Annotated in this window: 6 protein-coding genes; 2 read left to right on the top strand and 4 right to left on the bottom strand. The window is 37.4% G+C overall.

Features of this window, described 5'->3' with window-relative positions:
- Positions 1-162 precede the first annotated feature (162 nt).
- Together HX109_RS11765 and HX109_RS11760 are read left to right on the top strand one after the other, a co-directional pair.
- On the top strand, positions 163-2091 hold the full coding sequence (locus tag HX109_RS11765; RefSeq protein ID WP_178952198.1) for an ADP-ribosylglycohydrolase family protein: 1929 nt from the start codon (positions 163-165) through the stop codon (positions 2089-2091).
- A gap of 179 nt (positions 2092-2270) precedes the next feature.
- Complete coding sequence (locus HX109_RS11760) at positions 2271-3797, top strand: sulfatase family protein (protein WP_178952196.1); 1527 nt, start codon at positions 2271-2273, stop codon at positions 3795-3797.
- 75 nt (positions 3798-3872) lie between these two features.
- Here HX109_RS11760 and HX109_RS11755 read toward each other — a convergent pair whose 3' ends face one another.
- From HX109_RS11755 to HX109_RS11740, 4 genes are all read right to left on the bottom strand, one after another.
- Positions 3873-4121, bottom strand: coding sequence for a hypothetical protein (locus HX109_RS11755; protein WP_178952194.1), 249 nt, complete (start codon positions 4119-4121; stop codon positions 3873-3875).
- A gap of 172 nt (positions 4122-4293) precedes the next feature.
- The gene (locus HX109_RS11750) at positions 4294-6018 is read right to left on the bottom strand and encodes a sulfatase (protein WP_178952192.1); all 1725 of its coding nucleotides are present in this window, start codon (positions 6016-6018) and stop codon (positions 4294-4296) included.
- Between the two features lies 1 nt (position 6019).
- Positions 6020-7591 carry a hypothetical protein gene (locus HX109_RS11745; protein ID WP_178952191.1) on the bottom strand — a complete coding sequence of 524 codons (1572 nt, stop codon included), beginning with the start codon at positions 7589-7591 and terminating at the stop codon, positions 6020-6022.
- A complete protein-coding gene (locus tag HX109_RS11740; protein WP_178952189.1) occupies positions 7588-13500 on the bottom strand; it encodes a sugar-binding protein in 5913 nt (1970 codons plus the stop codon). Before HX109_RS11740 ends, HX109_RS11745 begins: the two co-directional genes overlap by 4 nt.
- Positions 13501-13682: the final 182 nt, after the last annotated feature.

Genomic DNA, 13682 nt, shown 5'->3' with positions numbered 1-13682 from the left:
TGAATCTCAGCACTAAATGCCTTTCAGAAAAATAGAAAAATGCGATTAACACTTGTGTTTCGTATTTATAATTACAAATCCATAGGAGTAAAACAGGATTTTTACAGATATTGTGAACCTAATTTTTAAGACAAAACAAGACTAATTAACCATAATTGAACAATGAAAAAAATCACTTTTGAAGATTACAAAAATAAAGTCCTAGGAGGATGGGTTGGAAAATGTGCCGGTGGAATTTTAGGTGCTCCTATTGAAGGATTCAAAAATTTTAATAAAATACCCTTTACCGACGATCTTTTTGCTACAAATTTTGCCAACGACGACCTCGATCTACAAGTGCTATGGTTGGACATGATTTTGAAGAAAGGAGCAGATGTAAGGGAACAAGACTTTAATGAGCATTGGCAAAATCATGTGGAATTCCCTTGGTGTGAATACGGAATTGCCATGAGAAATATTAGATTAGGTCTAGACAACCCCTCTACAGGAAAACACAATAATTGGTATTGGGATACTGGTATGGGATCACCCATAAGAAGTGAGATATGGGGAATGGTTACCCCAGGACATCCAAAATTGGCTGCTTTCTATGCAGGAATTGATTCCCGTTTGGATCACGCGGGTTTCTCGGTTACCGCAGAGCAATACCTTTCTGCCTGTGCTTCCATTGCTTTCTTCGAAACCGATATTAAGGAAGTATTAGTAAAAGGATTAGCATATATCCCAGCAGATTCTGATGTTGCTCAGCTTGTAAATCAAGTTTTTGAATGGGATAGGGATTACGATTTTAAAATAGTTGCTGCAAAAATAAAAAGTGTTTATGGCGATGCAGATTTTACCTCTGCTCCAATGAATATTGGGTTTACTATTTTATCCTTGCTTCATACCGAACATTCTTTCGATTTCTTGATAGATGCTTTGCACCTTGGCCATGATAGCGATTGCGTAGTAGCAACAGCAGGAGCCCTACTTGGAATTGTGTTGGGCTACGATGGCATTCCGCAATTATGGAAAGATAGGGTTGGCGACGAATTGTTGGTGAGTCCAGAAATTGTAAATATCTATTGTCCAGATACACTTACCGAATTAGCTGAGTTAACCTGTAAAGCTGGATTGAGTTTTGTGGATACCGAAAACGGTATTGAAATTACAGATTGCCCAAATGAATTAAAAACAGATTTCCCTAAAAAGCTTTATGCCTTAAATGTGGAGACCTTAATACTCCCAAATCCAGTTACCAAAACTAAGGGACACGCTGTAATTCATTATGAGAATCTTACAAAACAAGACCAACAAATACGCCTATCGATAGATAGCGACTATTTAAAAGGACAAAAAATCGATTTAGCAGTAAAGGCAAAAAGTAAGGTTTCTGAAAAAGTGGAGATTGATTTAAAGAAAGTAAATTTCGATAATTCCAAAGTTACTATTCCATACAAAATAACTGTTAACTTGAATGATCATACTGAAAGTTATAAAAAAGGATTCCCTTTCTACGGAAGTTGGCTTTTAATGGGACCTTTTATAGAAGATGATGAAAGTTTAGTGCCTTTTCACCCGAAGTATCCAGATCATGGATTGGATTCCCTGCCTTCTGTAAAATACATGAATCAAGATAAGAAGTGCGCAGAGAAAGAATTTATCTCAATACCCGAAATTAAAACGCTTATAAAAGATAAATCTATTTTTGCACAACCTTACCAAACCAAAATAATCTCCCCTAACGAGATGAAAATGGATCTAAAGGAACACTTCCATGGTATCGGGGAGCGCGCTTTATATTTGTATACTGAGGTAACCTCTTCTACGGATGTAAAAAAATGGTTGGCCTTGGGTGCCGCCGGTTATCTTACCGTATGGTTTAACAACAAACAAGTTTATAAAAACGACCAGTTAGTTAGGTCTTACCCTATAGCTCATAGCGTTGAATTGGATTTTAAAAAAGGAACAAATTCTATTTTAATTAGATTGGACGCCTTCCTAGATGACTTTAAAATTGAAGTTGGACTCAAAGAGTTCAATAACAAACATCCTCATCAAGAACAGTGGGATACAGAATTACAATTTAATTGTATCGATAGTTTGTCATAAAAAAATGATACGCTTTAAAACGGAATGAGAGTTAAATTCTCATTCCGTTTTATTTTTATAACCATGTATTGCTGAGATAAAAGATTGAATTACATTATGTAAATACAAAATGAAAGTATGTATCAATATCAAATAGAAACAGATTTTAATAAGAAATCTCATCTTAAAAAACCTCTAATATGAAAATTTCAAGATATATTTTCCCATTGGCTATTTTACTAATGGTTTGTATTTCCTGTAAAGAAACAAAATCCAAAAAAGCCTCTTCTACATTATCAAAAAAACTACCCAATATTGTTCTAATTGTAGCAGATGATATGGGTTATGGAGATATTTCTGCGCTAAATCCTTCAGCCAAGTTGAAGACCCCGCATTTGGATTCGCTTCTAAAAAACGGAATACATTTTACAGATGCGCACGCTTCTTCTTCCGTTTGTACCCCAAGCAGATATAGCATCTTAACGGGAGAGTATGCTTGGAGAAGTTCACTAAAAAGAGGGGTTACTTGGGGATATTCTCAACCTATTATTCCGAATGAAAAAGAAACCATTGCTTCTTTCTTGAAAAAACATGGATACGAAACAGGGTTTATAGGCAAATGGCACCTAGGCCTTGGCTGGCAGGCAAAAAAAGGAATTACTCCACCTTGGGAAACCGAAACACATCCTTCAAAATATAATGGAACCGACATTGATCATGCAGCTTCATTAAAAAGTGGGCCAACCACCCTTGGTTTTGACTATTTCTACGGAATACCAGCTTCCCTGGACATGAGCCCTTATTGTTTTATTGAAAACAACAATGTTTTAGACCTTCCTATGCACCCAATAGAAGCTAAGGAAAGTGAGAAAATCCCTGGGCTTACTCAATGGAAAAAAGGCTTGGCCAGTAATAATTTCTCACATGGGGAAGTTCTGACCAAATTAACCGATAAGGCCATTAATTATATAACCGAAAATACAGCTAAAGATGTCCCCTATTTTTTAAATTTCTCCCTTACCGCTCCACATTCACCCATACTTCCTTCTGAAAAATTTATGGGAAGTAGCGAAGCAGGACCTTACGGAGACTTTGTTCAAATGGTTGATGCTGTGGTGGGAAAAATAACCAGTACTATTAAAAACACCAAACAAGTTAACAATACTATTATTTTATTTACAAGCGACAATGGCGCACCTCTTTTCTACCTAAACCCTGAATCTACCCATCAGCCAAATTACATTTATAGAGGCCAAAAGGCAGATATTTATGAAGGAGGCCATAGAATTCCACTTCTCGCTAGTTGGAAAGGTCATTTTCCTGAAAATCTTAAAATTGATTCCCCTGCGATTCTTATGGATATCTTCGCAACTGTCGCAGATATAATTGAAAAGCCAATTCCACCAAATGTGGCCATCGATAGCAAAAGTTTTTTACCTAATTTAAAAGGGGACTCTACTTTTGTGGCACATCAAGATTTTTTAATACATCATAGTTCTAGAGGTTTCTTTGCCATTAGAAAAGACTCCTTAAAATTAATAGATGGTTTGGGGTCGGGAGGTTTTACTAAGCCTTACAAATTAAAACCTGAAGAAGGACAACCAAATTTTCAAGTCTTCAACTTAAAAAAAGATCTAGAAGAGGAAAATAACTTAGCTTCCGAAGAGAGTAAAAAGCAGGATAGCCTATTGCAAATTCTAAGAACCTTCACCAAAGACGGGAAATAAACAAAACTTATCTAAAGTTTAAAAGCCCAAACTGTTATTAACAGTTTGGGCTTTTAATATATTTCTAGTGCCTTTTTACTCAAAAACAACGATTGTATCACCTTGAAAAGAAACCCTTTTAGCATGTGGTTTCCTTTTTTTCATTTGAATATCCCATGCGTGAAAAACTACCAAAGTGTCACCGCTTACTTGTGGCAAGAACAAACTATGTCCTGTCCCTCTCATTTCTTCTGTTTGCCATAATAAGGTATCGTTTATTTCATGGTAAGGCCCTGTAATTTTATCAGCTGTTGTATAATGCACATAATATATGGGTTTTTCCATCTTTCCCTTTGCCGGTTGCAAATAAATAAAAGGTGTCTTTTTCCTTCAGTATAAAAGGATCCGCCAGATATTCTTTTATAAGCAGATCCTTTAAAACAACATTATTTTCTTGCCTTACACTAGGCTCGCAATGGACAGCTAGTAAAATGAGTAAAGCATGTAAAATATTTCATTAATTTTCTAGAACTTGTGTAATGGTATCGCTTGCTTTGTAGCCATATCTAACACTTTTTACAAAAATTTGCTTTTTATCTTCAACCGAAACTGGAGCTGTATAGATTTTCCAATTTTCGTTTTCATTAAATTTATATGCAATGCTAGCACCTTCGGTAGGACAAGAGATTTCAATTTTATCTCCATCTTTTTTTATCACAGGATTTGCAGTCAACGGTTGTTTCCCACCAGGCCACATTTTTTCCGCCTGCTCTGTTTCTGGTGTATCTTCCCAATCCCCATATTCGTTTTGCCAGTCTTTTAAAGCAGTTCTCATACGCTCCAACACGGGCTTATAAGCTTCATCTTCCGCTAAATTATTCAGTTCAAAAGGATCTTTTTGAATATCGAACAACTCTTCTTTAGGCTTGGGTTTATCCAACCAGTACGATTGATCCCTATTTAGTTTTCCAGCCTTTTCCATTTCCCAAATTTGATGCATTAATGGCATTTGATTTAAAAAGGTAATTTGCTGGGAATAAATCTGTTCTGGATTATAGTTGTAGATATACTTATATTGATTATCCCTAACTGCCCTTCGCGTATCGTATCGATTATCCATACGATCCCTTCCGGCATAAATATATTCTCTTGGCGTTGAGTAAAGTTCATTAAAGATTTCTTTTCCTTGAATCCATTCTGGTACTTCCGCTCCTGCCATATTTAAAACTGTTGGCGCCAGGTCGATATAACTAATTAAATCTTCTATTCTTGCTGGCTGCTCCACTCCTTCTGGAAGATATTTCTCTGGGATATATATAGTTAATGGAGATTTTATACCACTATCGTAAATCCAACGTTTGGATCTTGGCAAACAGTCCCCATGATCGCTCATAAAAAATATGATGGTATTATCTAATAAACCATCTTCTTTGAGCTGTTTCATAATTTCGCCAATCTGGTGATCCATTCGGCTAATATTATTGTACAATCTGGCAATATGATCTCGACTGATCTCGGTATCTGGTAAAAATGGTGGCACTTCAACCAAATCCGGCGTCACCTTATGAAGCGTGTCGTAATAAGGCCTTTCTGCTACATCTGCAGCCATTCGTTTTCTATCTAAATTAAACTCTTCTATAAATCTATTTTTAGTAGAATCTGGCCAAATATTTATCTCATGTGTAATTTCAAATGTATAGTATATAAAGAAAGGGTCTTTTTGCTGAGATTCGGTTCGGTGTCTCCAACTTGGCTTTTCTGTAACCTCATCCCAAATGGTAAAAGGCTCCCCAAATTGATAATCCAGTTTTTTATAACTTGCCGTCCAATATCCAGCTGCTCTTAATAATTCTGGAAAGGCCTTAACATTAGGCGGAGGGACCGCATTATACTTAGGAAAACCAGGCATTGGAATTACACTGGGTTTTTGCCGCATATGTTGCGTACCTATGCTTGTAGGATACATCCCAGAAATAATGGACGACCTACTCGGAGCGCATACACCCGCAGTGGTAAATGCATTTTCGAAGATGATACTTTTCTCAAATATCTTATTTAAATTAGGTGTATAAGCCAAAGAATCTCCGTAAGCAGAAAATCTCGGACTCACGTCTTCTGCAACCAACCAAATAATGTTCGGTCTTTCTGTTTCAATTGTGGTTGATTGTTCTTTTTCTTTTTTACCGCAAGAAAACTGCAGTAGAGCTCCCAAAAACAAGAGCTTAATTTTAAATCTAATCATTTTATTTATATGTAACTATGGTTATTGACTTTTTAGGCAATAAAAAATTTTCATCCCCTATTTTTAAATCTCTTTGCTCAATACTTTCAAAACCTTCAGTTATGGGAGTCGCTACGGAAGCATAATACGACCTAGCGTTTATTAAACTATTATTTTTTGGCAATTTCAATGTATGTCCATTATCAGAATAATTAATTACAATGGTTCTTACCTCCCCATTCTCGCTCTTGAAAGACCAGCCTTGCAATGCATCGTAGGTATTATTTCTGTCGTCTCTTAAAAATGTGTTGTTATCAATTTCTATTGGGGCTCCTAAAGATGCATTTTGTATGGCCTGTGAAAAGAGGTTAACAGCGAGGCCTCCTGCCGAAAATTGATATGGTTTTGATGTACGCTTTTCATTCTTTAAATGATTGAAGGTGGTTTTATTGGTGTGTAAGACCCCGAACAAAGGCCCAATTAGGTTATGTATATTGGTAATTTCCACATCCCTTTCCAAAAATGCCAAATAGTATGCAGAAACCAATAAGGTTTGCGACCAACTGTGCAAAATTACCGAATTGTCATCTCGCATATTAAACTCTGTGGACCAACCACTTAAATCTTTTGGTATTTGCGTTTTTTTGTAGCTTTCCAAACTAAATTGAATATTGGTAAGCATATTGTTAAATGCTTTTTCGTCTTTTAATTGTTCCAATTCCCATTTCTGCCGTTTAGCTATATTTTTGGGAGCTTTTCTGGTGGCTGTTGTTTCATCGGCAAAACCTTCGCTGCCCGCACTGATCTTATTTCGTTCCTTACTGCCATCCAATCCAGAAGGATTGTATTTATGAAAGGTAACGGCATCTGCATTATGGCAGGTAGAAAGCACTCTTTTTGTCCAATCTATTTGTCTATCGTGTCTTTTTAAATAGTTTCCAACAATCGCAAATTTTGCATTCGGAAATTCTTTTTTCAAGGTATCTATCCATTTTTGACATGTATCCCCATAAACTTCTGGGGTTGGGTACTTCAATAAAGGATAAGGAATATCGAAATATAATTCATTTCCTAATTCTACATATTCAATGGGTAATCCCAAAGAATCTGCTTTTTTTAAATTTCTTTTGGAATGTGCCAAGTCTTTACTAAGCATATTCAACATGAAGACAGGCTTAATTCCTGTTTTTTTATAAAGTTCTGCTAGGTTTTCAAGAGTATACCTGTTTTTACTATTTTTCAGTTCGTTTTCTACAACCCATTGAATCATTAAGCTGTCTTCCACCTCTTGATCGATCCAACCGATATCCCAATCCCAGTAATTACCTATAGTTCCGCCGGGATAACGAACTGTTTTTACACCCATTTTAGAAACGGCTGCAACCAAGGAATCATTACTCCATGGTTCGTGGAAACCCGTAAGATTTCCGTTAACCCCTATAAAGTCGGGATTAAAACTTTTAAAAGGACCATTTTTTAGTGTTGAAGTTGGAGCAGTGCTACAACTGAAAACGGTAAAAAGCAGCCCCATTACCAGGGCTGCCTTGCTAACTAACAATATATGAAGAACTATTGTATATTGTTTTCTTATCATTCTTTGAAAATTTTATAATCGGATGTGTTACTATTTGTTTGAATTCTAACCAAATACAAACCAGAAAGCCAAGCGGTAGCATCAACCTTAACCTGCTGTAATGGAGAATTTATTTTTATGGTTTTAACAAGCTGCCCTGCTAAATTGTAAATAAGAATATTTTGAATGAATTCTTCGCTTCCACTGGTAATAGTGAAATAATTGATCACAGGATTTGGATAAACAGTAAGGCTCATTTCTCCTGCCGTAGTCTCCGTTTGGGCGGTATTCACTATTTCTTCACATAAACTTCCAGAAGAAGCTTTTACAGTTTTAATCAATTCATCTTTTTCATTCAACCAATTAATAACTAGAGTGTTTGAACCTCCTACTGCTGGTGTTTCGAAAAAGGAAGTACCGGAAGGAACATTCCATACCCCACTATTGGAAGTACCATAAAGTTTCCATTCTACAGATAATGCGGTTTGATTAGGATTGGAAATTCTCCATCTTCTGGATAGTGCCGGCTCATTGGAACACATAGAAGTAAGTTTTAACTTTTTAACTTCTGTATTTTTATTAGCCATTACAGGAGTCCCCTTTACCTGAATATCGTCAATGCGATATCTAGGACTTGCGAGCGCCGTAAATCTTAAATCCAACGAATTATTAACTGATATTGCTCCAGGGAGGTCAATTAAATACCAAAAACTGTTGGTATCGGTTCCCACCGGTAAATTAACGGGTATTGCTGTCCAATTACCTCCTGATGTCTCTTTGTACTCCAATAATAAGTTAGAACCATCTTGATTCTTACCATTTTTTCTAATTCCGAAACTAAGTTTAAAATTATCGTATCCCGTAACGGATATCCCGCTAATAGTATAAGAAACCTGTGGGTTGTCCAAGAATACATGACTACCGTTGGATGATCCATCATAAGCTCCATTATTTTGGGTAGATGATATAGTTGCAGATCCGCTGTGCGTGGCTGCACTACTATAACAACTATAAGTATCTACTGTACTTCCGGTGGAACTACAATTAGCTTTATCAAATGTTTCAAGGAACAATACCGTCTCACCAATAGCCTCTGTTGAAAATAACTTTTCTGTCCATGCTGAAGTTGTATTTGCACTACACAAGGTTCTTACTTCAAAAACATAGGCGGTATTTTCTAAAAGATTATTTAAACTGAAACTATTTGTTGCTATGGTTACCGTTGGCTCCCAAGTTGCTGCACTTTCTTCTTTAAAACGAACTTCGTAACCATTTGTAGCCGCACTTAGCGCAGGCCATTGAAGCGCTGCACTTTCAGTTGTTAAATCTTCAACATTTATATTTTGAGGTGCATCGCAGGTAACTTGGTTGGCATCTTCACCCTTTACCAAAATATCATCAATCCTGTATTTGGATGTTCCTACCGCGGTAAAACGAATTCCAAAATCTGTGGTTTCCACAATATTAACTTCAGGAACAATTACATACCAGAAATCGGCACTATTTTCTCCAGATGGCAAGCTCACAGGAACTTGGCTCCATGTACTTCCATCGGTGGTAATCTCCAGTTTTAAATCAGATCCATCTTGGTTATTTCCATTTTTTCGTATTGCAAATTGGAAGAATGTATTTGTATATCCGGTAGTATTAATCCCCTTGATTTCGAAAAATAAATCGGTGGCTGAAAGGAATACGTGATTCCCATTTGAAGCATCTTCATAATCTCCATCATTAAAAGTATCGTTAAATTCTGCCGTACCGCTGAAGAATGAAGTAGAATTGGTATAACACTCGTAACTAGCCACTGTGGCTTGAGAAGATGGAGAACAATCTGTAGCATCGAAAGACTCTTCAAAAATAGTTGTTAAAACCGGTGCTTCTGGTGTTGTAAAATTTGTACCGCTCACCCAAGTGGAAGCTCCTGTTATACAATTTTGTCGCACTCTCCATTCGTATTCCGTGTTGGGCAGTAACTCCTGAAAAGTATATTGCAACTCATTTTGCACCTCTACCGATTGCCATGTCGCTTCGGAAACTTCTTTAATTTCAACCTGAAAAGTATTTAAACCATCCAAGGTAAGAGAATATGCCAAGGTAGCCGTAGTCGGTGTAAGTTCTTCTACTCTTAAAGCAGCAGGGACGTTGCACACTTCTTCCGTACCAAAATCGATCAACAGGTTATCGATAGAATGAAAAGTTCCACCTCTATCATTTGCTATTTTAACGATAATTTCGAGTTGATTCCCAACCAGACCATTTCCAGAAAGCTTTATAAATGTATTGTCCTCTGCATTATCACCTACCAATTGATCTATTAATTGCTCCTCTCCACCATCTACAACCGCAAAAAGCTTTATATAATTGATATCTCCTTCCCTTAGGTTATCTCCCTTTTCTTTAGCGTCGAGACTTATACTCACATTCGCTACCTGGGATATATCAATAATTTCCGTTTTAAAAATAGCCTCCCCATCAAGGTCACGAGCCTCTAAAACACCTTCCTCGGTAACTTTTAAATAATCGTTCTCATCAGCTAAATTGGTATTGGAAAGGTCTAAACTCCAAGCGGTATTACCATCGTCTAATGTCGTCTTTGCAGCCAAATCAAAGGTCTCTAACCAAGGAACATCTGGACCGTTTATTCTAGCTGTTCCCCACGTGAATGGATTATTGGTATCTAAATTTTTATCGGTAAACCATTGGTTCGCTTGATCGATGCCTTGACCGTCTTGATTATCGGCCACTTGAATTTCAAAGCCTAAGGCTGTCTCGTTAACGGGAATGTAATCTAAACTGGACCATGGAATCGCTACTTCGTAAACATACCCGGTAGCTATGGCATTAACGGCATATAAGACGTTGTCTAAGGCTCCCAGCAAATCTATTTTACTGTTGTCGCTGGTTATGGCAAAGCGGTAATCGTTAGCCCCAGGAACACTTTTTTTGTCGTTATTTACATCAATAGCTATTTGAAAATGATCGCTGGTAAGATCGCTTCCTGTATTTTTAGAAGAATCTTGCACCCTTACCAAGAGGTATAGATTCTCTCTAGTATAGGCCAATTTAAATTTATCTTTGGAATCTTTTGTAGAACCAAAAAGGTTAACGTCGATATTTACCCAATCTAAAGCATTCCATTGGCTGTCCTGTATACCATCTATTTCAAAAGTATTATTAACATAATTTACAGGGATTGGGGTTCCAACTTGCGTGACAAGAATCTCAATTTCTTTATTCCCTGAAGTTAATAATACTGTGGCCGTACGATTTTGAGGTTCTACATTTTCTGCGGAAGTAGTAAATTGAATACTCACATTTCCAGAACCAGAAACACTGCTGGCATTTAGCCAACTAGGTATATTGTTAAGTGCCCAATTGCCATTTGCATTTATCTGAAGGTTTTCTTCACTCCCTGAAGCTGCAGCAAAGCGTATTGCACTTCTATCTACCGTTAAACCATTTGTGTTTACACCAGAATCTATGAGCCTTCTATAAACACCAGTACCAAATGTTGGAATGTAATAATTTACATCACCATTAGATTCAATGTTAATTTTAGAATCTGACGAATTATCCCTGGAATAAATGAAATCCTTACCAGAATCGTCCGTAGAAAAATCTTCCCAATTTACTTGGGTAATAGAATTAATGGTTCCCTTAAAAACGCCTAATCCCTTTTTATGTTTTCCATTCTCTGTACCCACATATATTTGGTCCTTATAACCAGCCATCAAACCGAATGCAATGGTTTCATTTGGCTCTACCCATACTTGAGGTCGTATATTTAGGGTTTCATCAATAGTAAGTCCGGTACTTATAAACCTTGTCTCATTGTTCCAACCTGGTTGATCTGGGTTTTCAATTAAATAAACCTCAGCTTCATCCCCTTCCGAAAGTGCTACAGCGACCCTTGTCGTTCCATTATCATCCCAAACATACATATCTTGCATGCTTGTTTCGTATTTTTCCCATGTCCAGGTGTTGGGAGCTGTACGCACTCCTCTGTATAGATCTCGAGCAGCAGCCCACATAATATTCGAATTGTTGGGATCTATAAATAGGTCGTTAAATGCGCTTTCATTCCGCATCGAAGAATCCGAAATTTCGATCCAATTGGCTTTTCCACTAAAAATAGCCTCTATTTCTTCCGTAGCATAAATTCCTCCAACGCTAAAAATAGATCTTAAACCCAAATATACTCTACTGGGATGTAGATCATCTAAAGCCATCCCCTGTATTTGCCTGTTTGGCAGGCCATTTACGATATTGGAATTATCGGTACCTCCCCCTATTAAACGCCAATCGCTAGCAGCTGGTTGGGAAGTGAGGTCGGTTAATTCCCGAGCATATAAGCGGCCAATGGTTTGACTGGCAATACCAAAACCGGGTCTGGTATCTATAAGCACCAAAGGCGGATTGGTATTTGTAATTATGGTCGATTGTGCATTGGTAATCCCTCTTGGAACTGTATTTTTTGTCCAACTCTTTCCATAATCCCAACTCTCTAGAACGCCTTGATCTGCATTCCCCTGTACCGCATAATTTTCATACGTCGCAATATCGTAAGTTACTGTATTGGCAAATCCTGTAGAAAACCATGTGTGTTCTTCTCCAAAATCTTCATCCGATTTTCGGGTGTACAACGGCAACCAACTGTCTTCATCGTAAGGCCAACCAGCGGCTGAAGGATCGGTGCTTAAAAAATAACTATTCCCACCACCGGTTAAAATTCTTCTTTCGGGCCAAGAAGTTGGTGTATAACTATAGGTTCTAGAAATGAGACTAGCGGTTTCCCAACCTTCTTCAAAAGCAAAAGCTTCGTCTTTGGCTATAATTTGCTGCCATGAATTGTTAACTAAGTCACCATTGGCGTTGTAGGTAATTGTCCCTTCAAAAAGTCCTACCCTGTTCTCTCTCCCAAGGAAGGTGGTTCCCAGCAGTATTTTTTGATTGGTTGCAGTGGAACGAGGGTCTATCACTGGATTGTACCACTGTGGTTTATCTGAAAGATTATTGCTCACTTTAACCCAATTCGGATTTGTTGGCGCGATATCAGAAGTTTGAATAGTGTAAACCGCCCAAGCTGCTTCACCTGTTTGATAGGCTGCATATAACCTCGACCCGTTGTCTACAAATCCCATTCCAGATATTCCACCACTAAACTTGTAACCATTTGGGTTAGGTGTTCCATCATCCCTAAACTGTGTTATGGTCTGTATCCCTCCATCTTCACCCAAATAGGCATCTGTAGGGTTAGGAATTCGCGTCCATGAGGTTCCATTGGCATCTGTGGAGACATACAATCCAGAGGCTGTACCTAAATAAATAATGCCTGTAGTTGGATGTATAAAGGCATTATATACTTGATAATAACCTGGAGTATTTTCATATGTTACCTTACTGAACGAATTCCCACCGTTTGTAGAGATGTATACATAACGCTCCCCTGTTAAAGGCTGAATAGGATCAGAAATACTGGCCTGTATCTTTTGAGGGTCTTTAGTATGCCAACTTGGCCCAAGAACCATTGTACTACCATTATTATTAAATGCAATCGTGGCAATAGCATCTGCTTTGGTTTCGGCAATTCGCGTCCAATTTTGTCCGTTATTAGTAGAGACATGGGCTCCCCATAAACCTCCTTGGAAATACTTTCCATTGGGAGATTTTCTAATTTTAAAGGACATTCCATGACTTAAATCCCTTCCTATAAAATCCCAAGAATCCCCGAAATCGTTAGACACATAGCTCCCTTCTTGATCGCTGGACAACCAAATTCTATCGGGAACATCTGGGTCGAAATAAAGGTCTTGTACTTGCCCCCCTGCGCCTGGAGCTAAAGTCTCCCATACACTCTGCTGTGCAATGGCAGCTTGAAAAAAGCCAAAGCATAAAAGCAGGTTAAGTTTAATAAGTAATTTTGTGTTCATAATTAAATTATTTACAATTATTTGAAGTTAGAATTGAAAATTACTCAATATACAAGCCCTAAATCGGTTAATTTATGAATCAAAAGATTTTAATTTTTAAAGGTTTATATTGATTTTTTCTTCTAGAACCTCTTGAACATCAACTAATTCAAGAGGAGATAGAAACTTTGTTTATTATCTTT

Origin of the sequence: Galbibacter sp. BG1, assembly GCF_013391805.1 — a bacterium.
Lineage (GTDB): Bacteria > Bacteroidota > Bacteroidia > Flavobacteriales > Flavobacteriaceae > Galbibacter.
This window is presented reverse-complemented; position numbering and strand designations above follow the sequence as displayed.

Bases quoted from the DNA above. Each gene is read 5' to 3' on its own strand.
- HX109_RS11765 (WP_178952198.1), top strand. From the start codon at position 163: ATGAAAAAAATCACTTTTGAAGATTACAAAAATAAAGTCCTAGGAGGA.
- HX109_RS11760 (WP_178952196.1), top strand. From the start codon at position 2,271: ATGAAAATTTCAAGATATATTTTCCCATTGGCTATTTTACTAATGGTT.
- HX109_RS11750 (WP_178952192.1), bottom strand. From the start codon at position 6,018: ATGATTAGATTTAAAATTAAGCTCTTGTTTTTGGGAGCTCTACTGCAG.
- HX109_RS11755 (WP_178952194.1), bottom strand. From the start codon at position 4,121: ATGGAAAAACCCATATATTATGTGCATTATACAACAGCTGATAAAATT.
- HX109_RS11745 (WP_178952191.1), bottom strand. From the start codon at position 7,591: ATGATAAGAAAACAATATACAATAGTTCTTCATATATTGTTAGTTAGC.
- HX109_RS11740 (WP_178952189.1), bottom strand. From the start codon at position 13,500: ATGAACACAAAATTACTTATTAAACTTAACCTGCTTTTATGCTTTGGC.